This is a genomic window from Flavobacterium aquicola (genome assembly GCF_003385115.1).
Lineage (GTDB): Bacteria > Bacteroidota > Bacteroidia > Flavobacteriales > Flavobacteriaceae > Flavobacterium > Flavobacterium aquicola.
The window spans coordinates 33,259-58,485 of sequence record NZ_QUNI01000009.1; the positions used below are offsets into that span (position 1 = coordinate 33,259).

At 35.7% G+C, this 25,227-nt stretch carries 25 protein-coding genes; 22 read left to right on the plus strand and 3 right to left on the minus strand.

What is annotated here, in order from left to right:
- Position 1: 1 nt before the first annotated feature.
- The gene (locus C8P67_RS15025; RefSeq protein WP_115814098.1) at positions 2-370 is read right to left on the minus strand and encodes a superinfection immunity protein; all 369 of its coding nucleotides are present in this window, start codon (positions 368-370) and stop codon (positions 2-4) included.
- A gap of 497 nt (positions 371-867) precedes the next feature.
- On the opposite strand from C8P67_RS15025, the gene C8P67_RS15030 reads away from it, so the two are divergent.
- From C8P67_RS15030 to C8P67_RS15060, 7 genes are all read left to right on the plus strand, one after another.
- Complete coding sequence (locus C8P67_RS15030; RefSeq protein WP_170141477.1) at positions 868-1,164, plus strand: hypothetical protein; 297 nt, start codon at positions 868-870, stop codon at positions 1,162-1,164.
- Positions 1,157-1,717, plus strand: a complete 561-nt coding sequence (locus tag C8P67_RS15035; protein WP_115813996.1) for an RNA polymerase sigma factor — start codon at positions 1,157-1,159, stop codon at positions 1,715-1,717. The genes C8P67_RS15030 and C8P67_RS15035 overlap by 8 nt, the downstream gene beginning before the upstream one ends.
- 171 nt (positions 1,718-1,888) lie before the next feature.
- Positions 1,889-2,398, plus strand: a complete 510-nt coding sequence (locus tag C8P67_RS15040) for a YceI family protein (protein WP_115813997.1) — start codon at positions 1,889-1,891, stop codon at positions 2,396-2,398.
- Between the two features lie 60 nt (positions 2,399-2,458).
- Positions 2,459-3,055 (plus strand): TetR/AcrR family transcriptional regulator, encoded by a 597-nt coding sequence (locus tag C8P67_RS15045; RefSeq protein WP_115813998.1) that lies wholly within the window; start codon positions 2,459-2,461, stop codon positions 3,053-3,055.
- A complete protein-coding gene (locus C8P67_RS15050; RefSeq protein ID WP_115813999.1) occupies positions 3,055-4,407 on the plus strand; it encodes a TolC family protein in 1,353 nt (450 codons plus the stop codon). Before C8P67_RS15045 ends, C8P67_RS15050 begins: the two co-directional genes overlap by 1 nt.
- Before the next feature lie 116 nt (positions 4,408-4,523).
- The gene (locus tag C8P67_RS15055) at positions 4,524-5,666 is read left to right on the plus strand and encodes an efflux RND transporter periplasmic adaptor subunit (RefSeq protein ID WP_115814000.1); all 1,143 of its coding nucleotides are present in this window, start codon (positions 4,524-4,526) and stop codon (positions 5,664-5,666) included.
- A gap of 84 nt (positions 5,667-5,750) precedes the next feature.
- Complete coding sequence (locus C8P67_RS15060) at positions 5,751-9,218, plus strand: efflux RND transporter permease subunit (protein ID WP_115814001.1); 3,468 nt, start codon at positions 5,751-5,753, stop codon at positions 9,216-9,218.
- A gap of 202 nt (positions 9,219-9,420) precedes the next feature.
- On the opposite strand, the gene C8P67_RS15065 is transcribed toward C8P67_RS15060, so the two are convergent.
- Together C8P67_RS15065 and C8P67_RS15070 are read right to left on the minus strand one after the other, a co-directional pair.
- A complete protein-coding gene (locus tag C8P67_RS15065; RefSeq protein ID WP_115814002.1) occupies positions 9,421-9,780 on the minus strand; it encodes a toxin-antitoxin system YwqK family antitoxin in 360 nt (119 codons plus the stop codon).
- Between the two features lie 201 nt (positions 9,781-9,981).
- Positions 9,982-10,977 (minus strand): TlpA family protein disulfide reductase, encoded by a 996-nt coding sequence (locus C8P67_RS15070; RefSeq protein WP_115814003.1) that lies wholly within the window; start codon positions 10,975-10,977, stop codon positions 9,982-9,984.
- Between the two features lie 157 nt (positions 10,978-11,134).
- On the opposite strand from C8P67_RS15070, the gene aspS reads away from it, so the two are divergent.
- The 15 genes from aspS to C8P67_RS15145 all read left to right on the plus strand — a co-directional run bounded on the left by aspS (position 11,135) and on the right by C8P67_RS15145 (position 25,217).
- A complete protein-coding gene (gene aspS, locus C8P67_RS15075) occupies positions 11,135-12,889 on the plus strand; it encodes an aspartate--tRNA ligase (RefSeq protein WP_115814004.1) in 1,755 nt (584 codons plus the stop codon).
- A 110-nt stretch (positions 12,890-12,999) separates the two neighbouring features.
- Positions 13,000-13,194 carry a cold-shock protein gene (locus C8P67_RS15080; RefSeq protein WP_115814005.1) on the plus strand — a complete coding sequence of 65 codons (195 nt, stop codon included), beginning with the start codon at positions 13,000-13,002 and terminating at the stop codon, positions 13,192-13,194.
- Positions 13,195-13,426: 232 nt separating this feature from the next.
- A complete protein-coding gene (locus C8P67_RS15085; protein WP_115814006.1) occupies positions 13,427-13,792 on the plus strand; it encodes an NADH-quinone oxidoreductase subunit A in 366 nt (121 codons plus the stop codon).
- 88 nt (positions 13,793-13,880) lie between these two features.
- Positions 13,881-14,429 (plus strand): NADH-quinone oxidoreductase subunit B, encoded by a 549-nt coding sequence (locus C8P67_RS15090; RefSeq protein WP_115814007.1) that lies wholly within the window; start codon positions 13,881-13,883, stop codon positions 14,427-14,429.
- A gap of 3 nt (positions 14,430-14,432) precedes the next feature.
- The gene (locus tag C8P67_RS15095) at positions 14,433-14,966 is read left to right on the plus strand and encodes an NADH-quinone oxidoreductase subunit C (protein ID WP_115814008.1); all 534 of its coding nucleotides are present in this window, start codon (positions 14,433-14,435) and stop codon (positions 14,964-14,966) included.
- Positions 14,967-14,989: 23 nt separating this feature from the next.
- Positions 14,990-16,228: an NADH-quinone oxidoreductase subunit D gene (locus tag C8P67_RS15100; protein ID WP_115814009.1), complete on the plus strand. Its 1,239-nt coding sequence runs from the start codon at positions 14,990-14,992 to the stop codon at positions 16,226-16,228.
- Between the two features lie 82 nt (positions 16,229-16,310).
- Positions 16,311-16,841: an NADH-quinone oxidoreductase subunit NuoE family protein gene (locus C8P67_RS15105; protein ID WP_115814010.1), complete on the plus strand. Its 531-nt coding sequence runs from the start codon at positions 16,311-16,313 to the stop codon at positions 16,839-16,841.
- A gap of 1 nt (position 16,842) precedes the next feature.
- Positions 16,843-18,210 (plus strand): NADH-quinone oxidoreductase subunit NuoF, encoded by a 1,368-nt coding sequence (gene nuoF / locus C8P67_RS15110; protein ID WP_115814011.1) that lies wholly within the window; start codon positions 16,843-16,845, stop codon positions 18,208-18,210.
- Positions 18,211-18,288: 78 nt separating this feature from the next.
- Positions 18,289-19,320, plus strand: coding sequence for a 2Fe-2S iron-sulfur cluster-binding protein (locus tag C8P67_RS15115; RefSeq protein ID WP_115814099.1), 1,032 nt, complete (start codon positions 18,289-18,291; stop codon positions 19,318-19,320).
- A gap of 2 nt (positions 19,321-19,322) precedes the next feature.
- A complete protein-coding gene (gene nuoH, locus C8P67_RS15120) occupies positions 19,323-20,375 on the plus strand; it encodes an NADH-quinone oxidoreductase subunit NuoH (RefSeq protein WP_115814012.1) in 1,053 nt (350 codons plus the stop codon).
- A gap of 122 nt (positions 20,376-20,497) precedes the next feature.
- The gene (locus C8P67_RS15125) at positions 20,498-21,043 is read left to right on the plus strand and encodes a NuoI/complex I 23 kDa subunit family protein (RefSeq protein WP_115814013.1); all 546 of its coding nucleotides are present in this window, start codon (positions 20,498-20,500) and stop codon (positions 21,041-21,043) included.
- Positions 21,043-21,552: an NADH-quinone oxidoreductase subunit J family protein gene (locus C8P67_RS15130; RefSeq protein ID WP_111409550.1), complete on the plus strand. Its 510-nt coding sequence runs from the start codon at positions 21,043-21,045 to the stop codon at positions 21,550-21,552. The genes C8P67_RS15125 and C8P67_RS15130 overlap by 1 nt, the downstream gene beginning before the upstream one ends.
- Entirely contained in the window at positions 21,552-21,872 is a 321-nt protein-coding gene (nuoK, locus tag C8P67_RS15135) for an NADH-quinone oxidoreductase subunit NuoK (protein ID WP_100432422.1), read from the plus strand. The genes C8P67_RS15130 and nuoK overlap by 1 nt, the downstream gene beginning before the upstream one ends.
- A gap of 6 nt (positions 21,873-21,878) precedes the next feature.
- Complete coding sequence (nuoL, locus tag C8P67_RS15140) at positions 21,879-23,762, plus strand: NADH-quinone oxidoreductase subunit L (protein WP_115814100.1); 1,884 nt, start codon at positions 21,879-21,881, stop codon at positions 23,760-23,762.
- A gap of 12 nt (positions 23,763-23,774) precedes the next feature.
- Positions 23,775-25,217 (plus strand): complex I subunit 4 family protein, encoded by a 1,443-nt coding sequence (locus tag C8P67_RS15145; protein WP_115814014.1) that lies wholly within the window; start codon positions 23,775-23,777, stop codon positions 25,215-25,217.
- Positions 25,218-25,227: the final 10 nt, after the last annotated feature.

Here is a 25,227-nt window from a genome sequence, read left to right on the forward strand (position 1 = left end):
GTTATGATGCCAGTACTTTAGATTTTTGTTGCTCAAATTCTTCGGGAGATAAAATACCCGAATCCAATAAACCTTTAAGTTTTTGTAAATTATCTAATTTATTATCAAAATCATTATTTGCAGCGGGTGATAAATTTTCTTCTTTCGAATAATTACTGCTGTTTACATTTTGAGTCTCATTATTTGATGCACAAGCCCAAACGAATGAAACTACCCAGCCAATCAGCGTCCAGCCCAGAAAGAAATTCAATAATACAATCGCATTGCGATTCATTTTATTTCGCCTCAATGCAATAATAGAAGGCAAAAAATAAATCGCTAATAATGGAATTATAAGCAGCAGTAATTCTAATGTTCCAATTCTTCCCATAATATGTGTTAGTTTAGTTAATAATTTGCTTGACTTGATTGGTTACTTCCAGATAAATTTTGTCCCTCTCATTTATTTGTCTGAAAAAATCATTTCCATTTACCCAATTCCGTGAGTTTGGACTGATAAATGACTCGAAGTACGGTTTATCAAATATAAAAAATAATAGTCACAAACTTACAAAGTGTAAATTTGTTTCTTTCAGTCACTACTCTGAAAATAGCACACTTAACTCCTTTTTTAAAAGAGATATTCAAGTAATTTTATCCCAGCCAATTTGTACGATCAAAAAAAAATTAAAAAAAAAGCCATTTCCGTAAAATATTTATCAAGTTCATTTGTCTACATAAATAGAAGGCTTCTTAAAATGAATTTAAAAACAAAAAATATATAATACCATGAAAAGAAAAGGTTTTAAAATAGCAGGAATAATATTGCTCGTCATTGCGGCAGGCACCGGATTTAGTTTTGCAGTCATGCTGTTATGGAATGCGCTTATGCCAAGCATATTCGGATTAGGAATTATCGGTTTTTGGCAGGCATTAGGATTACTTGTTCTTTCGCGTCTTCTGTTTGGAGGTCACGGACATCACGGCGGTCGCAAATTTGGCGGTATGCGTGATAAAAATGGCATCCGCGAAAAGTGGATGAGCATGACTCCCGAAGAACGTAAAGAATTTGTTGAAAAGCGCAAAGAAAACATGTGTGGCGGAAGATTTGGCCGAAGACGTTTCTTTGGCAACAAAGATTTTGATTTCGACAGTACTGACTTCGACAAAAAGGATAATGAGTAACAAGCCACAGCAGGATGTCGGAAAGCTGGTAACAGCTTACAAACCTCGATTGGACGCGTTTATTCGTAAACGCGTTTCAAACAAGGAAGATGCCGAAGATATTCTGCAGGACGTTTTTTACCAGCTGGCAAAAGTGGATACTGCGATGAACCCTATTGAGCAGGTAACTGCATGGCTGTATCGCGTAGCCCGCAACATGATAATCAATAAACAAATAAAGAAACATGAAGAAGAATTACCTTCCTACCTAAATGACGATGACGAGATGCTAAAAGATATTTCCGAAATGCTTTTCAGCAAACAAACGTCACCATCTCCCGAAACAGAATATTTGCGCTCATTAATGTGGGTTGAACTCGAAAATGCATTATCAGAACTGCCGCTGGAACAAAGAGAAGTTTTTGAAAAAACCGAATTAGATGGTTTGTCATTCAAAGAAATATCCGAAGAAACCGGTGTTTCAGTCAACACATTGCTTTCGCGAAAGCGGTATGCTGTTTTGCATTTGCGAAAAAGATTATCCGAATTGTATGAAGAAATTATTTATTCCTAATTTCTTCGGCTGATGGATTTAAAAGGCTTCAGATTACTAATTCGAGCAGGAACCACAGTATAATTACCTAATTTATAATACAATAGAATTAAAACATCGGAAACTTTATTTGTTTTTAAAGTTTCCATTGCTATATTTGCATTACAAAAATATTACAAAACTTTAGAAATCATGGAAAACGAATGGAAAATTGATGCTAGTGAATCGGACGTATTGATAAAATCAAGACGCTCTTTGATTGACTATATGTCTGGAAGCAAAAATAATTTCAAAGGACACATCGCCATACAAAACAACGAAGTGGAAAATGCCTCTATCGAATTTTCTTTGAAAGTAAATGATAAAGACAGTAATTCGGATCTAAAATTAATTGACTTTTTCGAGAATGATGAAACGCCGGTAATTCAGTTTAAATCGACTTCTTTTCAAAAAGTGAACAAAAGCATCAATTTTCTAAAAGGCAATCTGACAATTCAGAATATTACCAAAGTAGTAGAGCTCGATGCCGAGTTTATTGGCTACCGCGACTACAACGGAACAAAAAATGCTTCATTTGAAATTATTGGAAACATTAACCCGAAAGATTTTGGACTCTATTACAATTCCTATTCCAGTCATAATGGCTACGCCGTTGGCTCCGATATTAAACTTATTGCCAATCTGGAATTTAAAAATCAATAAAGCCTTTTAATATATAATGAATTTACAGCAGACTATTAATTAACAACCAGTAACTAAATAATGAAAGACAAAATTATATCCAAGGCTAGTGATCTGTTTTTAAAACTCGGTTTTAAAAGCGTTACTATGGATGATATTGCTGGTGAAATGTGCATATCCAAAAAAACCATTTACAAGTATTTCTGCAACAAGGAAATATTGATTGAAGAAAGCACAGAGGTGGTACACAAAACTGTTCACCATGTGATTGACACCATTGTTGCCAAAAACTACAATGCAATCGAAGAGAATTTCGAGATTCGGAAAATGTTCAAAGAGATGTTTAAAGCAACAGACACCTCTCCTCTTTACCAATTAAAAAAACATTATCCGGAAATCTATCAAAAAGTAATGTCTCGGGAGATTAATCAATGTAATACGTGTTTTAAACAAAATATAGAAAAGGGTATTGCGCAGGATTTATATAGAGATAATCTGGACATTGATATTTATGTACAATTCTATTATACATTAATTTTTAGCATTAAAGAGAATACAATATCCGAGAAGGATTCCATAAAATTAGAATTAGAAGCACTGGAATATCATACAAGAGCTATGGCTACGCCTAAAGGAATAGCCGAACTCGAAAAACAATTACTTAAAACTAACATATAATGAAGAATTTATTTATACTAACACTTTCTCTATTTACAATGAGTGGTTTTGCTCAAGACACGAGCACAAGTGAGCAAAAGAAAAGCTATTCATTTACCTTACAGCAGGCCATAGACCATGCTTTGGAAAACAACTATACTGCGATTAATTCAGGACGCGATATAGAAGCCGCTAAAGAAAAAAAATGGGAAACAACAGCAATGGGGCTCCCTCAAATAAATGCGGGAGTCGATTTTACCGATAATTTTGTATTGCAGAAATCGGTTGTACCTGCAGAATTCTTTGGAGGAAATCCAGGCGAGTACGCCGAAGTTGCTTTTGGAACCAAATACAATATGGTCGCCAGGTCTACTCTGAGCCAGCTGATCTTTGACGGATCTTATATTGTAGCGCTTCAGGCATCCAAAACGTATTTGAAATATTACGAAAATGCAAAACGCAAAACGGATATAGACGTCAAAGAGATGGTTATCAACTCCTATGGAAACGTACTGCTTGCCAAAGAAAACATTGCAATCCTTGAAAAAAACATCGCTTCACTGCAAAAAACATTGAACGACACAAGAGCCACTTATAAAAACGGTTTGATCGAAGAAGAAAGCGTTGAACAGCTGGAAATTACATTGGCTTCGCTGGAAAGCACTTTAAACTACAACATACGCTTACTGGATATTACTTATAAAATGCTGAAAATCAATCTTGGCATCGACATCAATGATGAAATCACTCTAACCGACAAATTAGACGATCTGACCATTCAAAACATGGATTTAGCATTTTCAAAAACTGAATTTGATATCAATAGCAATATCAGTTACAAGATAGCAACCAATTTTGAAGAGCAAAGAACTCTTGAATACAAACTGCAAAAAAGTAAAGCACTGCCTTCGTTATCAGCCAATTTTAATTTTGGGTACACAGCATTTAAGGATCAGTTCGATTTCTTTTCACAAAATCAAAACTGGTTTAATTATTCCAATATTGGGGTTAGTTTAAATGTTCCCATCTTTAGCAGTTTGGCCAGAAGTTCCAGAACACAGCAAGCCAAAATCGCTTTGGATCAAGCCAAAACTCAGCTGAGTGAAACGGAACAAAAATTAAAACTGCAGTATGCTACCGCAAAAACCGAATATGAATACAGCATCGCCGATTATGAAACTGCCAAAAGCAATTTGAATCTATCCGAAAGAATTGAGAAAAAACAGCAGATCAAATTCACCGAAGGACTTTCAACCAGTTTCGATTTCAATGATGCACAGCGCCAACTGTACACTGCACAGCAAAAATACCTGCAGACAATGGTTAACATCATCAATAAAAAAGCCAGTTTAGAAAAAATCACAACTAATTAACGATCTCAATATAACTATAAAGACATGAAATGAGCATTATGTATAATTTGATTATAACGAGCAAAATTGTTATGCGAATTACATATGACCAATAAAAAACAATAAAATAACTTCTTATGAAAAAAGCACTTTTAATAACAACCCTTTCCATTCTTTTGACAGCCTGTGGCTCATCAGATAAAAATCAGTCAGTTGATTCAATCATAGCATCCAAAGATATTAAAGCAATAACTGCAAAAAAAACAGAACTGCAGTCACAGCTTACTCAAATCGATGAAGCCTTAGCCGCTTTGGATGTAAACAAAGAAGTTGTAGCCTTGGTAACCGCAGTAAAATTAAAAGACACTACCTTCAATCACTATCTTGAAATACAGGGAAGCATCAACACAAATGAAAATGTATTGGTACAGCCGGAATTCCCAGGAAACTTAGTTGCATTGAATGTAAAAGCCGGCCAAAAAGTATCCAAAGGGCAAGTATTGGGACGCACAGACGATGGCGGTATGAGCCAGCAGCTGGCAAGTGCCGAAAATCAATACGCTTTGGCTAAAACAACTTTCGAACGTCAAAAGAATCTATGGAGTCAAAAAATTGGTTCCGAAATACAATATCTTCAGGCACAGACTCAAATGATTTCGGCTCAAAAAGGCGTTGCGCAAATCAAAGCCCAAATAGCCAAAACAGTAATCAAAGCACCATTTTCAGGAACTATTGACGAAGTGTATGTAGAAAAAGGAGAAGTCGTTTCTGCCAGTCCAAAGGGATTAATGCGAATAGTTAATTTAGGAAACATGTACGTTTCTACCTCTATTCCGGAAACCTATATCGGAAAACTAAAAATAGGAACTGAAGTAGATGTTTATCTAACTTCATTAGACAAAACATACAAAGGAAAAGTTCGCCAGATTGGTAACTTCATCAATCCAAACAACAGAAGTTTCGGGATTGAAGTGAGTGTTCCTAATCCTGATAATTTACTGCGTCCAAACCAGGTAGCTAAGTTAAAAGTAATTGATTATGTCAGCAAAAATGCTGTAGTAGTTCCGTCGAATGTAATCCAGCAGGACGCTCAGAAAAACAATTTTGTGTATACGGTAGCCAACTCAAATGGGAAAACCGGTATTGCTAAAAAATCAATTGTTCAATTGGGGAAATCCTCTGATAATGTAACCGAAATTTTAAGCGGTTTAGATTCCGATGCTATAATAGTTACCGAAGGAGCCAATACAATTTCGGACGGGATGAAACTTAACTTCTAAAAAAAGTTGATGGTTTGTGGTTGATAGTTTATGGTAATCTAAGAACTATCAACCAACAACCATCAACAATAAACTTTTAAAAATATGTCACATCAAAGTAAAGAATTCGGAATATCAAGTTGGGCTGTCAAAAATCGCGTTACAGTATATATCTTGACTTTATTGATTGTAATCACTGGCGTTATTGCTTATGTTACAATGCCCCGCGAAGATTTTCCAGAAATCATAGAAAACAAAGTTTACATTTCTTCTGTATTCCCAGGGAACTCAGCAGAAGATGTAGAAAAGTTAATTATTAAACCGCTCGAAAAAGAAATCAAGAACATTAGCGGTGTCGACAAAATCACTTCCAGCTCCTTTCAGGATTACGGAATGATCATTGTCGAATTTGCTGACGAGGTTACAATTGATCAGGCCAAAACGAAGATAAAAGACAAAGTTGATGTTGTAAAAGCAGATACCGATTGGCCTAATCTTGACAACGGCAGCAAAGTGGAACCAAGCGTATTTGAATTGAATATTTCGGAAGAAGTGCCTATCCTGAACATCAATCTGCAAGGGAATTATACCACACAGCAGCTTAAAAAATATGGAGAACTGCTTCAGGATGATATCGAAGAAATCCCAGAAGTAAAAAAAGTAGACATCCTTGGAGTTGATGACAAAGAAGTAGAAATCGCAGTCGACATCTTCAAAATGACAGCTGCGCAAGTATCATTTGATGACATTCAAAATGCTGTCAAATATGAAAACATGACTTTGTCTGGAGGAAATTTGATTTCACAGGGTTCTAGAAACAACATCCGAATTGTTGGAGAAATAACTGATCCAAAAGAACTTGAAGATATCATTGTAAAACACAATGGAGGAACTGTTTATTTAAAAGACATTGCTGTAGTCAGCTTTAAAGAAAAAGAAAAAACAACCTATGCCCGTGAGAAAGGAACTGAAGTTGTGATGCTAAACGTAAAAAAGCGTTCCAATCAAAACATGATTTCGGCCATTGAACAAGTAAAGGAAAAAATTGAGGAAGCCAAAACTTCCTATTTGCCCTCCAATTTAAAAATTGAATTGACCAACGATCAGTCATCCCGTGTTGAACATCAGGTCGACGAACTTTCAAATCACATCATCTTCGGAATTGTGCTGGTAATGATTGTACTTATGTTTACAATGGGATTGCGAAATTCACTATTTGTAGGAGCAGCGATTCCATTATCAATGCTTATGGCGTTTAGTATTCTTTCCGCTTTTGGACTGACACTAAATACTATGGTGCTTTTTGGACTGGTTATGGGATTAGGTATGCTTGTTGATGATGGTATTGTAGTAGTCGATAACGTATTTGCCAACATGAAAAAAGGCATGAATCGTGTAGATGCATCCAAAATAGGTATTGGTGAAATTGCTTGGCCGGTTATTTCCTCCACAGCAACAACCTTAATGGCTTTCCTGCCATTTGCCTTATGGCCTGGAACCATGGGTAAATTCATGAAATATTTCCCAATGACATTAACCGTGACACTTACCGCTTCATTGTTTGTTGCGATGGTGGTCAATGCGGCAATGACTGGCGGATCAATGGATATTGAAGATAGAAATGTTACCAAAAAATCAGCCAAGACCTATTCAATAATTTTTACTGTTATTGCTGTAATTTTTGTCCTTCTGGGAAATATATATGATTCTAAACTAGCAAAAGCTATTGGACACTTAGCCATCATTTCACTTGGATTAATGTGGTTATATAAATTGAAACTATACCAATGGACGCAGGATTTCCAGCACAGTTTTTTCCCAAGAATGGAGGACAGGTACAAATCCTTTTTAGCTAAAATTTTAACCAAAAGAAGAGCTTGGTATGCCTTAGTAGGAATCATTGGAATGCTGTTTTTCTCATTTATTCTTTTAAAAATATTCCCTAGAAAAGTATTATTCTTTCCGGATAATATTCCAAATCAGGTAATCACCTATATCGAATACCCACAAGGAACAGATATCGAAAAGACTAACAAAGCAACGCTTTTTGTAGAAAAACAGGTTATCGAAGTTTTAAGCAAATATGTAGATCCAAAAACAGATAAAAACTACTTGGCCGAATCTATCGTGTCACAAGTGGGTGTTGGCGCCGGAAATCCAAATGTCGATGCAGGTTCAGCATCGGAAACTCCTTTTAAAGGAAAAGTAACAGTAAATTTCTCCGAATTTAAATTTAGAAGAGGAATCAACACTGCCGATATTTTAGAGGAAATCAGAAGCAAAGTAAAAGCAATTGCAGGTGCAACAGTAACTGTAGAAAAAGATGCCAATGGTCCGCCGGCTGGTTATCCTATCAGTATTCAATTAACAGGAATTGATTATGATGACATGCTGAAAGAAGCTGATAAAATGATTGCCTTCATTAATACTAAAAACATTCCTGGAATTGAAAGATTAAGTATTGATGTCAACAAGGAAAGCCCAGAGCTTGAAGTAAAAGTAGATCGTGTGAGTGCTGGTAGTTTAGGTGTTTCGACAGGACAATTGGGATTCAATCTTCGCCGTTCGGTATATGGTCAGGAAATTTCTACTTATAAAGAAGGAGATGACGATTACAACATTACTATGCGTATGCAGGATGATCAGCGCAAGAATGAAAATATTCTATTCAATCAATCATTAACTTTCCGTAATCAGGCAAGCGGGCAGATGATGCAGGTGCCTATTTCTGCTGTTTCTCAAACAGAGAAAACCACCACTTATAACCAAATTAAAAGAAAGAACCAAAAACGTATCATGACTGTTTATTCAAACGTCTTGACAGGTTATAATGGTGACGAAATCACCAAGCAGATCGAAGCTGATTTAAAAGGATATGTTTTGCCAAAAACCATTACGTATTCCTTCTCTGGTGTACAGGAAGAGCAAGGCAAAAATCAAAGCTTCCTAATGTATGCGCTGTTTTTAGCATTGGCTGGAATTACGATTATTATTGTATTGCAGTTTAACTCAGTTTCGAAAACAATGGTAATTCTGTTTACTGTAATTCTTAGCTTTAGCGGAGTATTTTATGGTTATGTCATAGCCAACATGGATTTTGTAATCCTGATGACGATGATGGGAATCATTTCACTGGCTGGTATTGTAGTGAAGAATGGTATCGTGTTAATGGATTTCTTTGTTTTGTTATTGGACAAAAAAGTCGAAGATAATCATCTAGAAAGTCATGACGATTTAACGCTGGAAGAAATTAAAGAAGTTATCATCGAATCTGGAAAATCAAGATTGCGCCCGGTATTACTAACAGCTTTGACAGCCGTATTGGGATTAATTCCATTGGCAATCGGGCTTAATTTTGACTTCTTCTCTTTAATAACCGATTTGAATCCTCATATTTTTATGGGAGGTGACAACGTGATCTTCTGGGGACCATTGGCTTGGACCATCATCTTTGGATTGACTTATGCTACGGTATTGACCTTAGTAATGGTACCAGTTATGTTCTACCTCGTTAAAAGAACAAAGTATTGGCTGAGGGATAGAAGCAAAGACCAAATCACAGTCAAAGAATAAATTTAAACCCATCAAAATATAAAACCACTCTTTCAGCATTTTAGAATAGAGTGGTTTTTTTTTGTATTAGACCAAATAATTTTTAGAAAATATAGTTAAAAGCCGTTGCTTTTTTAAGCTCTCGAAGTAGCAAAGAAATAAAAAAAGGAGAAAATCACTGCAGACTTTCTCCTTTTCTCAAAATTAACTATAAACTGTACTTTTAATTGGAAGTAGCAAAAGCATCCTGTCTCCAATTTTTTATTTTAGAAACTTTATTGTTTGAAAAATCTACTTCGCAAAGGCTGCTTTTCTCAGTATTTTGAGACCAGAAAAACCATTTACCAGTTTTTACTCCCGCAACGTATTCGCCTGAGGCAATTTTGTCACCCGCTTCATTGTAAGAAACCCAAATTCCTTCCAATTTACCGTTTTCAAAATATCCTTCTTGCTGCACTTGCCCATTTTCATAAAAATAGGTAGCTTTAAGTTTTTTACCAAATGGCTCCAAAACAGGTTTTGCATCTTGGGCAAAAATTGCTCCAGAAAATAATACCGCTGCCAAAATCATTATCTTTTTCATATCGTTAGTTTTTAATTGTTTGTACCTTACTTGTATCAAAATTAGAAACAAATTTTACATTAAAAAAACATTTTGGTAACAATTTCGTAACATAGACAAAAGCTTAACATTGGAAACAAAAAAACCAACGCTTAAGCATTGGTTTTACTGGTGTTTTTGCCAAAACAGCAAAAATTGCGATAATGACAAAAAATATAAAAATTACTTTAGTAATGTATCTAATTTAGCCTGTAATTCAGCAGAAGACGGTCTGTCTGCATCAGCGTCTAAAATATTTCCATTTGGATCAATTAATATAAACCTAGGAATTCCGGTCACTCCATAATTTACTACAAAATCTGACTGCCAGTCCTTATCGGCGAATAATTGAATCCCGCCTAATTTTTTATCCAAAACAAATTTTTTCCACTTTTCATGATCATTAGCTTTATCAATAGAAAGACTCACAAAATGAATATTTTTCCCATGATACTTCTCTTCTGTCTTTTGCAGAAAAGGAATTTCTGCTCTGCACGGACCGCACCAAGTTGCCCAAATATCAATATAAACATACTTTCCTTTTAGATCTGACAGTTTCGTTTTCCCTCCAGCATAATTTTCAAAATCAAAATCAGGAGAAGCTTTTCCAACAAAGCTATTCATCTTAGACGCATTTTTATATTCCTGAACAGCATATTCATTAAACTGCTCAAAGGATTTTTTCAGAGCATCCTTAAATTCAGGATCGAAATCTCCTTTTTCCAGATTTGCTAAATCAGATTTATTCTTTTCCTTTAACAATGATGAGAACTCAGCCTCATCTTTTGTGAAAGCTTCATTTTGAAATTTTTCATCCTTTAAAGCCTGCTGCGCTAAAAAATTACTCTCATTAGTACCCTTTCCTTTATAAATAATAGTTTCATCAAATTCTTTAGCATTCATTGTCAGATTTACCTCAGAACCTGGTTTTAAATATATAGTTGATGATTCTACTCCGTCAGAAAAACGGTAAAATCCCTTTTGAGCTTCAAAAGCAGTATCAAAAACTTCCTGTTTATTAATTGGAATAACCTGCTTAAAATTATTAGCTCCTTTAATAACAATTGTATCGCTGTTTCTATTGGTAATTTTAGCTGTAAATTTTATTTGATTAGTACCTTGAGAAATGCCTCTAAACCCCAAGAGACTGAGCATGCTTAAAATAAAAATTTTTTTCATAACTAGAGTTTTATCATTTTGAGTAGTTCAAATCTAAAGAAATTCTATGTGAAATCTTACCCATTAACAAAACATTCTATTTTAATATGCATCAACTTGCATACTTTTCTATATTAATTTGAATTTTGTGTTACTTTTGCAGTCTAAAATTTTGATCATGTATAGAAGTCATAATTGCGGCGAACTAAACGCCTCAAATATTAATACCGAAGTTACACTAGCGGGTTGGGTTCAAAAATCACGCGATAAAGGATTTATGAATTGGGTTGATTTACGCGACCGTTACGGAATTACACAATTGATTTTTGACGAAAGCCGTACCGTAAAAGAAGTTTTTGAATTAGCCAAAACCCTTGGACGCGAATACGTGATTCAGGTAAAAGGAACCGTTATTGAGCGTGAAGCCAAAAACAAAAACATTCCAACCGGCGAAATTGAGATTTTAGTTTCAGAACTGAATATTTTAAATTCTGCTTTGACTCCACCATTTACCATCGAAGACGAAACCGACGGTGGTGAAGACATCCGAATGAAATACCGTTATTTGGACATTCGAAGAAATCCTGTAAAAAACAGCTTGCTTTTCCGTCACAAAGTGGCAATGGAAGTACGTAAATACCTTTCGGATTTGGATTTCTGCGAAGTGGAAACTCCTTATTTAATAAAATCGACTCCAGAAGGCGCAAGAGATTTCGTTGTTCCGTCAAGAATGAACGAAGGACAATTCTATGCTTTACCGCAATCACCGCAGACTTTCAAACAATTATTGATGGTGGGCGGAATGGATAAATATTTCCAAATCGTGAAATGTTTCCGTGACGAAGATTTACGTGCAGACCGTCAACCGGAGTTTACACAAATTGACTGCGAAATGGCTTTTGTCGAGCAGGAAGACATTTTGAATGTTTTTGAAGGTCTGACCCGTCATCTGCTAAAAGAAATAAAAGGTATCGAAGTTGATAAATTTCCGCGTATCACTTACGAGTACGCGATGAAAACTTACGGTAACGACAAACCAGATATTCGTTTCGGAATGAAATTTGGTGAATTGAACGAATTTGCTCAGCACAAAGAGTTCCCGGTTTTCAATTCAGCCGAATTAGTTGTGGGAATAGCAGTTCCCGGAGCTGGAAATTACACCCGAAAAGAAATTGACGCTTTAATTGACTGGGTAAAACGCCCTCAGGTTGGAGCAAGTGGAATGGTTTATGCAAAATGCAACGAAGACGGAACTTTCAAATCATCTGTAGATAAATTCTACGATCAGGATGATTTAGCCAATTGGGCAAAAACAACTGAAGCAAAACCAGGCGACATGATTTTTGTACTTTCTGGACCAGCCGATAAAACAAGAGCACAATTGAGCGCTTTGCGTATGGAATTAGCCACTCGTCTTGGATTGAGAAATCCAGCCGAATTTGCACCGCTTTGGGTTGTGGATTTCCCATTATTAGAATTTGATGAAGAAAGCGGCCGTTACCACGCGATGCACCACCCGTTCACTTCCCCAAAACCGGAAGACATGCACTTACTGGAGACCAATCCTGGTAAAGTACGTGCCAATGCCTACGATATGGTTTTGAACGGAAACGAAATTGGCGGAGGATCAATCCGTATCCATGATAAAGCAACACAGCAATTAATGTTTAAATATTTAGGCTTTACAGAAGAAGAAGCAAAAGCGCAATTTGGGTTCTTAATGGATGCTTTCCAATTTGGAGCTCCGCCACACGGAGGATTAGCTTTTGGATTGGATCGTTTGGTAGCCATTTTAGGAGGCCAGGAGACAATTCGTGATTTTATTGCTTTCCCAAAAAATAACTCTGGAAGAGACGTAATGATCGATGCTCCATCCGTAATTGATGAATCGCAGTTAAACGAATTACATATTAAATTAAATTCAAACAATTAGGTAAAAACACTTGAATATCAATAATTTTACAAAAAAAATAATGTCATAATGATTTTCGTATTATATTAAAGATTACATTTGCGATATTATAAATTATTATTACTATTACAATGCGTACAGGTACAGTTAAATTTTTCAATGAATCTAAAGGTTACGGATTCATTACAGACGAAGAAACAGGAAAAGACATTTTTGTTCATGCATCAGGCATCAGCGCGGAAGAATTACGCGAAGGTGACAGAGTTAGCTATGAAGAAGAAGAAGGAAGAAAAGGTAAAGTTGCTGCTAAAGTAGCAGTACTTTAAGCATATAAATCGCTTACTGTTTTATTGCAAAAACGTCTAAAAAACGTTCCGATATAATCGGAACGTTTTTTTTTGTTCTTATGCCAAAAATTGGGCTTTTAGTCGCTATTTATAATCAATAAAAATTAGAACTGTATTGAGTTAATGTTTCTACTAAATTTGACACAAAACTTGTGTTTTAATTACACTAAACCTATCTTTGTAACTTAATATAAAGCAAAAATTGATAATTATGCAATCCGAACAAATAAACTATATCCCAGTCTTTATGCAGCTCGTTTTAGCTGTAGGATTTGTTGTAGGTATGATCATTATTTCTGGTAAATTGGGACCGAAAAGACTGTCTGAGAACAAAGACAAGAATTTCGAATGCGGAATTGAATCAGTAGGAAACGCAAGGATACCTTTTTCAGTAAAATATTTCATTGTAGCCATCTTATTTGTATTATTCGATGTAGAGGTAATATTCTTATATCCTTGGGCAGTGAATTTCAAAGACTTAGGAGTTGAAGGAATGATAAAAATGGTTATCTTTATGATGTTGCTTTTAGTTGGCTTTTTCTACATCATCAAAAAGAAAGCCTTAGAATGGGAATAAAATAACTTTAAATTATAAATGTTGAATTACAAGTTAATGTAAAACATTTCAAAAATTTAAAACTCAACATTCAAAATAAAAACACAAAATGAGTGATTCAAAAGTAAATATGGTTGCCCCGCCAGAAGGTGTTACTGGAGAAGGGTTCTTCGCTACAAAACTGAATGATGTTGTGGGATTAGCACGAGCCAATTCCCTTTGGCCTTTACCTTTTGCAACTTCGTGTTGCGGTATTGAATTTATGGCAACAATGGCTTCACATTATGATTTGGCACGTTTTGGTTCTGAAAGAGTGAGTTTCTCTCCTCGCCAGGCCGATATGCTATTAGTAATGGGAACCATATCAAAAAAAATGGCTCCAATCTTACGTCAGGTATATGAACAAATGGCAGAACCCAAATGGGTGATTGCCGTTGGTGCTTGCGCTACATCTGGAGGAATTTTTGACACTTACTCTGTATTGCAGGGAATCGACAAAGTAATCCCTGTAGACGTTTATGTTCCTGGCTGTCCTCCACGTCCAGAACAAATAGTAGATGGTGTTATGCAACTGCAGGAATTAGTTAAAAACGAATCTGTAAGAAGAAGAAGTTCCCCTGAGTACAAAGAATTATTGGCATCTTATAACATTCAATAAAAAATGGCATTAGAGACAACAGAAATTCAAGAGCGATTAATAGAAAATTTTGGATCAAAAATTTCAAATTTTGATCAATCCAAAGATATTTTCACTTTTGAAGTAGATTCGGACATCAATACAGCCGTTATCTTATTTTTAAAAAATGATTCAATATTTCGTTTTCATTTTTTAACCGATTTATGCGGGATACATTATCCAGACAACGAAGAAAACAGACAATTTGCCGTCGTTTATCATTTACACAATTGGTACGAAAACAAACGCATCCGAATTAAATCTTTCCTAAACGGTTCCAACCCGGAAATTAAAAGTTTATCAAACATTTTCCTGTCCGCCAATTGGATGGAAAGAGAAACTTATGATTTTTTCGGAATAAACTTCACAGGACACCCTCAATTGAAACGTATTCTGAACATGGATGAAATGATTTCTTTTCCAATGCGCAAAGAATTCCCAATGGAAGACAGCGGAAGAACGGATAAGGATGACAGGTATTTTGGAAGAACAACAACCAATCAGCCAATAGTAAAATAAATATAATTTTTCACATTCGATAAATGTCAGAACTATTATTACCACCAGAGCATCGCTATGCTAAAATAATCAAAGAGCGACACAATGAAGACGGAAGCGAGCTTTCTATTCTGAATTTAGGTCCTACTCACCCAGCTACACACGGTATTTTCCAAAATATCTTGCTGATGGATGGTGAAAGAATTCTTGAAGCTGAACCAACAATTGGTTACATTCATAGAGCATTCGAAAAAATTGCCGAGAATCGTCCTTTTTATCAAATCACACCTTTAACAGATCGTATGAATTATTGTTCATCTCCTATCAATAATATGGGATGGTGGATGACAATTGAGAAAACCTTAGGGATTGAAGTGCCAAAACGTGCACAATATCTTCGTGTTATTGTAATGGAGTTGGCCAGAATCTCAGATCACCTAATCTGTAATTCGATACTTGGGGTTGATACTGGTGCATATACGGGCTTTCTATATGTAATGCAGTTTAGAGAGAAAATCTACGAAATCTACGAAGAAATCTGCGGAGCTCGTCTGACAACTAATATGGGCAGAATGGGCGGTTTTGAAAGGGACTGGTCTCCAGAAGCTTTTAGAAAACTAGATGCCTTTTTAGAAGAATTTCCAGCTGTATGGAAAGAATTTGAAAATCTATTTGTTAGAAACCGAATTTTCATTGACAGAACGGTTAATGTTGGAGCTATAACTGCTGAAAAAGCTTTGGCTTATGGATTTACAGGTCCTAATTTACGTGCTGCAGGAGTAGATTATGATGTGCGTGTTGCACAGCCATACAGCTCTTACGAAGATTTTGATTTCATCGTTCCAGTAGGAAAATCGGGAGATACTTATGACCGTTTTTGCGTTAGAAACGCAGAAGTTTGGGAAAGTTTAAGCATTATCCGTCAGGCATTAAACAAAATGCCGGAAGGAAATGATTACCATGCTGACGTTCCTGAATATTATCTTCCTCCAAAAGAAGATGTTTACAACAGTATGGAATCCTTGATTTATCATTTCAAAATTGTAATGGGCGAAGTTCCTGTTCCAGTTGGCGAAGTTTACCATCCGGTAGAAGGAGCAAATGGAGAAATCGGATTCTATTTAGTAACAGATGGAAGCAGAACTCCTTATAGACTGCACTTCAGAAGACCTTGCTTTATCTTTTATCAGGCTTATCCAGAAATGATTAAAGGTGCAATGTTATCTGATGCAATTGTTATTTTATCAAGTTTAAATGTTATTGCAGGAGAATTAGACGCTTAATAAAATTATAAATGATGAATTTTAAATTATAAATTATTTCAAAACATTTAAAATTTATAATTCAAAATTTAAAATAATTAAAATGGAAAGAACACATTACAAACAAGAAATAAATATGACCGAAGCTTTGATGTCCCGCATCAATGAATTAATCAGTCATTACCCTGAAGACAAAAGAAAATCAGCTTTACTTCCCGTTTTACATGAAGTTCAGGATGCTCACGATAATTGGCTGAGTATTGAATTACAAGATAAAGTTGCCGAAATTTTACTTATTAAACCTGTAGAAGTGTATGAAGTAGTAACTTTTTACACGATGTTCAACCAAAGACCAATTGGTAAATACATGTTTGAATTTTGTCAGACTTCACCTTGTTGCTTGAATGGAGTAGAGGATTTAATGGATTACACCTGTGAAAAACTAGGCGTTGGAATTGGAGAAACAACCGCTGACGGTCTTTTTGAAGTAAGAGGGGTTGAATGTTTAGGTGCTTGTGGTTATGCTCCGATGATGCAATTGGGTGATTTTTACAAAGAACATTTGACAAAAGAAAAAGTAGATCAGTTAATCGCTGACTGCAAAGACGATAAAATAATATTACACGATAAATAATATGTCACAAAAAATATTATTAGACAAAATCAATATTCCAGGAATTAAAACCTACGAAGTATATCGCCAAAACGGTGGTTATGCTTCTGTAGAAAAAGCCTTGAAAACCTTAACGCCGGATGAAGTAGTTGAAGAAGTTAAAACTTCTGGATTACGTGGTCGTGGTGGAGCTGGTTTCCCAGCAGGTATGAAATGGAGTTTTATTGACAAAAAATCTGGAAAGCCAAGACATTTAGTTTGTAATGCGGATGAATCTGAGCCAGGAACATTCAAAGACCGCTATTTGATGGAATATATCCCTCACTTATTGATTGAAGGAATGATTACTTCCAGTTATGCATTGGGTGCTAACCGTTCCTATATCTACATTCGTGGGGAATATATGTGGGTTTATAAAATATTAGAAAGAGCCATCGCCGAAGCTAAAGCTGCAGGCTGGTTAGGAAAAAACATATTAGGTTCAGGATTTGATTTGGATTTGTATGTTCAAATCGGTGGTGGAGCCTACATTTGTGGTGAAGAAACTGCTTTGATTGAATCATTGGAAGGAAAAAGAGGAAATCCTCGTATCAAACCACCATTCCCTGCTGTTTCTGGACTTTGGGCTAATCCAACAGTTGTAAACAATGTAGAAACTATTGCAGCTGTGCCTTGGATTGTAAATAATTCGGGAGCAGATTATGCTAAAATCGGTATCGGAAGATCTACAGGTACTAAATTAATTTCAGCTTCGGGACATATTAAAAATCCAGGTGTTTATGAAATCGAATTAGGATTAAGCGTTTACGAATTCATGAATTCTGACGAATATCTTGGCGGAATGAGTTCTGACCGTCCATTAAAAGCATTTGTACCTGGAGGAAGTTCAGTTCCTGTTTTACCAGCACATTTAATTTACAAAACTGCAGCAGGCGAAGATCGTTTGATGTCTTACGAATCCTTAAGCGATGGTGGCTTTGCTACCGGATCTATGTTAGGTTCCGGAGGTTTTATCGTATATAATGATACTTCATGTATTGTTCGTAATACCTGGAATTTCTCCCGTTTTTACCACCATGAAAGCTGCGGTCAATGTACGCCTTGCCGAGAAGGTACAGGATGGATGGAAAAAGTATTACACCGTATTGAAAACGGTCACGGACGTGAAGAAGATATTGATTTGCTAGTGAGCATTCAAAGTAAAATCGAAGGAAACACAATTTGTCCTCTTGGTGATGCGGCAGCTTGGCCGGTAGCGGCGGCGATTCGTCACTTTAGAGATGAATTTGAATACCACATTCGTTTCCCTGAAAAAATAAAAAACAGAGACCATTTTGTTGCTGAACCTTTTGAAAAAGTAAAGCATTTAGTAACAAAACAAACAGTATAAAAGTTGATGGTTGATAGTTGATAGTTGATGGAATTCCAGAAACGAACAACCGACAACCAACAACTAACAACTAATAATATGAAAGTAACGATAGACGGTCAAGAAATTGAAGTAGAAGCAGGAACGACGATCTTGCAGGCTGCACGTATGATTGGTGGAGATGTTGTTCCGCCAGCGATGTGCTATTATTCTAAACTGAAAGGGAGCGGTGGTAAATGCCGTTGTTGTTTAGTTGATGTAACCAAAGGCAGTGACGCTGACCCAAGACCAATGCCAAAATTAATGGCATCATGTGTTACAGGCTGTCAGGACGGAATGGAAATCGCAAGTAAAGCATCCCCAAGAGTTCAGGAAGCAAGAAAATCAGTAACAGAATTTTTGTTAATCAATCACCCATTAGATTGCCCAATTTGTGATCAGGCGGGAGAATGTGATTTGCAGAATTTAAGTTTCGAACACGGAAAATCAGCATCTCGTTATATTGAAGAAAAAAGAACTTTTGAGCCAGAAGATATTGGTCCAAATATTCAATTGCACATGAATCGTTGTATTTTATGTCAAAGATGTGTACAAGTTGCCGATCAATTGACAGACGACAGAGTTCATGGAGTAATGGATCGTGGCGATCACGCTAACATTTCGACTTGTATTTCAAAAGCCATAACCAATGAGTTTTCTGGAAACATGATTGATGTATGTCCGGTTGGTGCTTTGACTGATAAAACTTTTAGATTCAAATCAAGAGTTTGGTTCAACAAACCTTACAATGCACATAGAGAATGTACCACTCCAGGATGCTGCGGAAAAACTACAGTTTGGATGTTTGGAAACGAAATTCAACGTGTCACTGGTCGTAAAGACGAGTTTCATGAAGTAGAAGAATTCATTTGCAACACTTGTCGTTTTGACAAAAAAGAACTTACTGACTGGGTAATTGAAGGGCCACGTGAATTTGAAAAAGATTCAGTTATTAATCAAAATAACTATACTCAAAAACTTGAAAAAGTAGAAATCGCTACTGAGAAAAACATTCTTTTGGGTAGAGATCAAGATCGTAAAAAAATAAGTATGGCTTCAAATCCATTGGACATTAACACTCAAAACTCTTAAAAATGGATAGTACATTTGTTATAGAAAAAGGTGTTTTTATAGTAGTAATTTTTGCTCTTACTATGCTGATGGCAATGTATTCTACATGGGCTGAACGTAAAGTAGCTGCCTTTCTGCAAGATAGAGTTGGACCAAACCGTGCAGGATGGGGAGGATTACTACAGCCACTTGCTGACGGAGGTAAATTATTTGCAAAAGAAGAATTTTTCCCAAACACTCCTAATAGGTTTTTATTTGTAGTAGGACCAGCAATTGCAATGAGTACTGCCTTGATGACAAGTGCTGTTATTCCTTGGGGAGACAAATTACACTTGTTTGGAAGAGATATTTTATTGCAGGCAACAGACGTTAATATCGCTGTATTATATGTTTTTGGGGTAGTTTCTCTTGGTGTTTATGGTATCATGATTGGAGGATGGGCTTCAAATAATAAGTTCTCTTTAATGGGGGCTATTAGAGCAGCATCACAAATGGTTTCTTATGAAGTAGCAATGGGATTATCTATAATCGCTTTGACTATGATGACAGGAACTTTAAGTCTAAAAGAAATCTCAATACAACAATCAGAATGGCACTGGAACGTTTTGTACCAGCCATTGACTTTCCTGATTTTCCTGATATGTTCTTTTGCAGAATTAAACAGAACTCCTTTCGACTTAGCAGAATGTGAATCGGAATTGATTGGTGGTTATCATACAGAATATTCTTCGATGAAAATGGGATTCTATTTATTTGCAGAATACGCGAATATGTTTATTTCCTCAACTATTATGGCTGTTTTATTTTTCGGAGGTTACAATTATCCTGGAATGAGCTGGGCAGTAGAGAATTTAGGAGTAAATATTGCTAACGTAATTGGAATGGCTGCTTTGTTTATTAAGATATGTGGTTTTATTTTCTTTATCATGTGGATCAGATGGACAATTCCAAGATTTAGATATGACCAATTGATGCACTTGGGATGGAGAATTTTAATTCCTCTTGCGATTGTAAATATTATGATAACCGGAGTGGTTATTTTGAGAAGTGAAATTGCTGTTTATTTAGGATTCTAATAACACCAAATCCCAATAGTTAACGGGACTAGCCCTGATAGAAGCGGCATCCTTTTATTTTTTTCTTTAAAAAATAAAAGATACAGCGGATAGCAGGATTAGCTACAAATAAAAAATATAAAATGTCAATAGAAACTATATCTTTATCGGGAAGAAAAAAAGTGGTCTCAAATAAAGAGATGACCTTTTTAGAACGCATGTATCTGATTGCGATTGTAAAAGGTTTGGCCATTACGATAAAACACTTTTTTAGAAAAAAAGCAACAATTCAATATCCTGAGCAGGTTCGTGTAATGAGTCCTGTGTATCGTGGGCAGCACATGCTGAAACGTGACGAACAAGGACGTGAGAATTGTACCGCTTGTGGATTATGTGCTTTGTCTTGTCCTGCTGAAGCGATTACAATGAAAGCGGGAGAGCGCAAAGCGGATGAAAAACATTTGTACAGAGAAGAAAAATATGCCGAAATATATGAGATCAATATGTTGAGATGTATTTTTTGCGGACTGTGCGAGGAAGCTTGTCCAAAAGATGCTATTTACTTGACTATTTCTAAAGAACTAGTACCTGCTAGTTATAACAGAGAAGATTTCATTTTCGGAAAAGACAAACTGGTTATGCCACTTGAAATGGCTTTGAAAAACACTCAACTTAATAACGCTAACTAATGTCTACAGTACTTATTTTATTTTGCGTATTGTCTGCAATCACATTGCTAACAGCATTTTTAACCATTTTTAGCAGAAATCCAATACACAGCGCTATTTATTTAGTGATTTGTTTTTTCTCTATCGCAGGACATTATTTATTATTGAATGCCCAGTTTTTGGCCATTGTACATATCATTGTTTATTCGGGAGCGATTATGATTTTATTACTCTTCACGATAATGCTTATGAATCTTAATGAAGCCGATGAAGTACACAAACCTCGATTCACGAGATTGGGTGCTATTGTTTCCTTTTGTTTGGTTTGTTTGGTTTTGATAAAAATCTTTATCAACTCTAAACCAATCGTAGAGTATGATTATACGGGAGAAGATTACCAATCGATAAAAGTACTTGGAAAAGCATTGCTGAATGAATATATGGTACCTTTTGAATTTGCTTCTATCCTATTATTGGTTGCGATGATTGGAACGGTGTTATTGTCTAAAAAAGAAAAATTAGAAAAATAATGAATAATATTTTGACTCAAATTGGTATAGAGAACTATATCTTCCTGTGTGTAACACTTTTTTGTATCGGGATTTTTGGGGTTTTGTACAGACGAAATGCAATTATTGTATTCATGTCTATCGAAATCATGCTGAATGCTGTTAACTTATTGTTTGTGGCTTTCTCTACTTACCACCAAGACACGCAAGGACAAGTATTCGTATTTTTCTCCATGGCAGTAGCAGCGGCGGAAGTTGCGGTAGGACTGGCCATATTAGTTTCAATATTTAGAAATATTGGATCAATCAGCATCGATAATTTAAAAAACTTAAAAGGATAAATGGCAATGGATACCAATTTAGCTTTAGTCTTACTGTTAACTCCTTTTTTAGGGTTTTTAATTAATGTTTTCTTTGGAAAATCGTTAGGAAAATCAGCTTCAGGAATCATCGGAACACTTTCTGTAGTGGTTTCGTTTATTGTTGCCGTGTCGTTTTTTCTTCAGATTAATGAAACCAAACAAGCAATAAACATTCAGTTATTTGATTGGATTCAAATCAGCAAATTCAATGTGAGTTTTGGATTTTTGCTAGATCAGTTATCTGTTTTGTGGTTATTGTTTGTAACTGGAATCGGTTCTCTGATTCATTTATACTCCATCAGCTATATGCATGATGACGAGAAAATGCATTCTTTTTTCGCTTATTTAAATCTTTTCATCTTTTTCATGATTACCCTTGTAGTTGGAAGCAACTTATTGGTAATGTTCATTGGATGGGAAGGAGTTGGACTTTGTTCTTACTTATTAATTGGGTTTTGGTATAAAAACCAAAGCTACAACGATGCTGCCAAAAAAGCTTTTATCATGAACCGTATTGGGGATCTAGGTCTTTTGATCGGGATATTTATCTTAGGAAGTTTATTCTCTACATTGGATTTCGCATCATTACAAACCGCTATTGCTGCTGCAAAAGGTGTTGATACTTTTTGGTTAAGTATTGCTGCTTTAGCATTGTTTATCGGAGCTTGCGGAAAATCAGCACAAATTCCTTTATATACTTGGCTGCCTGATGCGATGGCAGGACCTACACCTGTATCTGCATTGATACACGCAGCTACGATGGTTACCGCTGGTATTTTTATGGTGTCCAGAATGCATTTCTTATTTGACTTAACACCCGAAATACAAACAATTATTGCCGTAATCGGAGGTGTGACTTCATTAGTTGCCGCAACTATTGGTCTGGTTCAAAACGATATTAAAAAAGTACTTGCCTACTCTACCGTTTCCCAATTAGGATTAATGTTTTTGGCTTTAGGTTTTGGTGCTTATGAAGTGGCTATATTCCACGTAATCACTCACGCTTTCTTCAAAGCTTGTTTATTCTTAGGATCTGGATCGGTTATTCACGGATTACACGGCGAACAGGATATGCGTAAAATGGGCGGATTGAAAAAAGCGATGCCAATTACTTTTTGGACAATGCTTATTTCATCATTAGCGATTTCGGGAGTTCCTGTATTTTCAGGATTCTTTTCTAAAGATGAAATTTTGATGACCGCTTTCCATCATAACATTCCTCTTTGGGTTGTTGGATCTGTTGCTTCTATTATGACTGCTTTCTATATGTTTAGATTAATGTTCCTGACTTTCTTTAATGATTTCAGAGGAACTGAAGAACAAAAACATCATTTACACGAAAGTCCAGCTTTAATCACATTCCCTTTGATTGTTTTGGCAATTTTGGCTGCTGTCGGAGGATTAATTAGTTTACCTGGAAATAGCTGGCTGAACGAATACTTGGCTCCTCTTTTCGCGAAAGCGGGAACAGAAGAACACCATTTGGGAACTACTGAATATATGCTGATGGCTATTGCCGTTGTTGGAGGATTTATTGGAATAGGAATTGCTTACGCCAAATACATCAAACAAAACACTGTACCAAGCGAAGATGCCGAAATTACAGGCGTTTCAAAAGTACTTTACAACAAATACTATATTGATGAACTTTATGATTCATTGTTTGTTGCACCAATAAACAGTTTGTCGAAATTATTTAGGGACTATGTAGAAACAGGAATTTCTTCCCTAGTTTTTGGATTAGGAAAAGCAGCCAATGAACTTAGTTACCAAGGTAAAAAATTACAGAATGGAAGTGTTGGACTTTATCTCTTTGGTTTTGTTTTAGGTATGTGTGCCATCATTTCTTATTTATTTCTAGCTCAATAATTTTACTATATTATGAATATATCTCTAATATTAATCATCCTTTTAGTTGGCTCATTTGCAACTTATCTAGCTGGCGACAAGCTCGCTTCAAAAGTGGCATTATTTTTCGGGTTAGCAGCTACGGGTTGCACAATAGTTTTGTTAAATCATTTTAATTTGGGCGAAAACATTAGCTATAGCAGCCAATGGATAACATTGCCTAAGGTTTCTTTCGCATTGCAGGCTGATGGATTGTCATTGGCTATGATTTTATTGACAACTGTCTTGACTGCTATTATCATTTTATCATCATTTGATAATGAATTCAAAAATGCAAAAGCAATTTATGCTCTTATATTGTTTATGTCATTTGCAATGACAGGGACTTTCCTTGCCAGCGACGGTCTTTTATATTACATTTTTTGGGAATTATCATTGATTCCTATTTACTTTATCGCATTAATTTGGGGTAATGGAGATGCCGAAGAACGCAAAAAAGCTGTCGTTAAATTCTTTATCTATACACTTGCGGGTTCTTTATTTATGCTAGTTGCATTTGTTTATATGTATCAAAAAGCGGGAAGCTTCCTGATTGAAGATTTATATAAATTAAAATTAGACATAAACGAACAAAAATGGATTTTTACAGCTTTCTTTTTGGCGTATGCTATTAAGATTCCATTAATTCCTTTTCATACTTGGCAGGCAAATGTGTATCAAAAAGCTCCAACTCTTGGAACGATGCTTTTATCAGGTATAATGCTAAAAATGGGATTGTACAGTTTGATTCGCTGGCAATTGCCTTTGGCTCCATTAGCTGCTAAAGAATATATGTACATCTTCATCGGAGTTGGTATTGCCGGAGTAATTTACGGTTCAATTGTTGCTCTTAGACAAAAAGACTTAAAAAAATTATTAGCTTATTCTTCCCTTGCTCACGTTGGATTAATTGCAGCAGGAACGTATGCTTTAAACCTTGACGGTTTTAGAGGTGCAGTTTTACAAATGATTGCCCACGGTTTTGTAGTGGTTGGATTGTTTTTCGCTGCTGAGATCATTTTCAGAAGATATGAGACAAGACTAATTGCAGATTTGGGCGGAATTCGTGCTCAGTCTCCAAAATTCACTTCTATGTTTTTGATTTTGGTATTGGCATCTGTGGCTTTACCGACTACTTTCAACTTTATTGGAGAGTTTACCGTTTTGTACAGCCTTTCACAAGTAAATATTTGGTTTGCTATTTTGGGAGGAACCACAATTATTTTAGGAGCTTATTATATGCTTAAAATGTTTCAGCACGTAATGCTTGGAGAAACCAATACAAAGACTTTTGCCGATGTAACTTTATCCGAAGGATTAACATTGGTAATTATAATTGCTGTATTGTTTTTCTTTGGATTATATCCAAAACCAATCAACGATTTGATAACACCAAGTCTTGAAACTATTTTAAACACTATTAATAAATACAATTAAGTAAAAAGCA

Excerpts from the sequence above, each read along its gene's own strand:
- C8P67_RS15025 (WP_115814098.1), bottom strand. The coding sequence starts at position 370 with ATGGGAAGAATTGGAACATTAGAATTACTGCTGCTTATAATTCCATTA.
- C8P67_RS15030 (WP_170141477.1), top strand. The coding sequence starts at position 868 with ATGCCAAGCATATTCGGATTAGGAATTATCGGTTTTTGGCAGGCATTA.
- C8P67_RS15035 (WP_115813996.1), top strand. The coding sequence starts at position 1,157 with ATGAGTAACAAGCCACAGCAGGATGTCGGAAAGCTGGTAACAGCTTAC.
- C8P67_RS15040 (WP_115813997.1), top strand. The coding sequence starts at position 1,889 with ATGGAAAACGAATGGAAAATTGATGCTAGTGAATCGGACGTATTGATA.
- C8P67_RS15045 (WP_115813998.1), top strand. The coding sequence starts at position 2,459 with ATGAAAGACAAAATTATATCCAAGGCTAGTGATCTGTTTTTAAAACTC.
- C8P67_RS15050 (WP_115813999.1), top strand. The coding sequence starts at position 3,055 with ATGAAGAATTTATTTATACTAACACTTTCTCTATTTACAATGAGTGGT.
- C8P67_RS15055 (WP_115814000.1), top strand. The coding sequence starts at position 4,524 with ATGAAAAAAGCACTTTTAATAACAACCCTTTCCATTCTTTTGACAGCC.
- C8P67_RS15060 (WP_115814001.1), top strand. The coding sequence starts at position 5,751 with ATGTCACATCAAAGTAAAGAATTCGGAATATCAAGTTGGGCTGTCAAA.
- C8P67_RS15065 (WP_115814002.1), bottom strand. The coding sequence starts at position 9,780 with ATGAAAAAGATAATGATTTTGGCAGCGGTATTATTTTCTGGAGCAATT.
- C8P67_RS15070 (WP_115814003.1), bottom strand. The coding sequence starts at position 10,977 with ATGAAAAAAATTTTTATTTTAAGCATGCTCAGTCTCTTGGGGTTTAGA.
- aspS (WP_115814004.1), top strand. The coding sequence starts at position 11,135 with ATGTATAGAAGTCATAATTGCGGCGAACTAAACGCCTCAAATATTAAT.
- C8P67_RS15080 (WP_115814005.1), top strand. The coding sequence starts at position 13,000 with ATGCGTACAGGTACAGTTAAATTTTTCAATGAATCTAAAGGTTACGGA.
- C8P67_RS15085 (WP_115814006.1), top strand. The coding sequence starts at position 13,427 with ATGCAATCCGAACAAATAAACTATATCCCAGTCTTTATGCAGCTCGTT.
- C8P67_RS15090 (WP_115814007.1), top strand. The coding sequence starts at position 13,881 with ATGAGTGATTCAAAAGTAAATATGGTTGCCCCGCCAGAAGGTGTTACT.
- C8P67_RS15095 (WP_115814008.1), top strand. The coding sequence starts at position 14,433 with ATGGCATTAGAGACAACAGAAATTCAAGAGCGATTAATAGAAAATTTT.
- C8P67_RS15100 (WP_115814009.1), top strand. The coding sequence starts at position 14,990 with ATGTCAGAACTATTATTACCACCAGAGCATCGCTATGCTAAAATAATC.
- C8P67_RS15105 (WP_115814010.1), top strand. The coding sequence starts at position 16,311 with ATGGAAAGAACACATTACAAACAAGAAATAAATATGACCGAAGCTTTG.
- nuoF (WP_115814011.1), top strand. The coding sequence starts at position 16,843 with ATGTCACAAAAAATATTATTAGACAAAATCAATATTCCAGGAATTAAA.
- C8P67_RS15115 (WP_115814099.1), top strand. The coding sequence starts at position 18,289 with ATGAAAGTAACGATAGACGGTCAAGAAATTGAAGTAGAAGCAGGAACG.
- nuoH (WP_115814012.1), top strand. The coding sequence starts at position 19,323 with ATGGATAGTACATTTGTTATAGAAAAAGGTGTTTTTATAGTAGTAATT.
- C8P67_RS15125 (WP_115814013.1), top strand. The coding sequence starts at position 20,498 with ATGTCAATAGAAACTATATCTTTATCGGGAAGAAAAAAAGTGGTCTCA.
- C8P67_RS15130 (WP_111409550.1), top strand. The coding sequence starts at position 21,043 with ATGTCTACAGTACTTATTTTATTTTGCGTATTGTCTGCAATCACATTG.
- nuoK (WP_100432422.1), top strand. The coding sequence starts at position 21,552 with ATGAATAATATTTTGACTCAAATTGGTATAGAGAACTATATCTTCCTG.
- nuoL (WP_115814100.1), top strand. The coding sequence starts at position 21,879 with ATGGATACCAATTTAGCTTTAGTCTTACTGTTAACTCCTTTTTTAGGG.
- C8P67_RS15145 (WP_115814014.1), top strand. The coding sequence starts at position 23,775 with ATGAATATATCTCTAATATTAATCATCCTTTTAGTTGGCTCATTTGCA.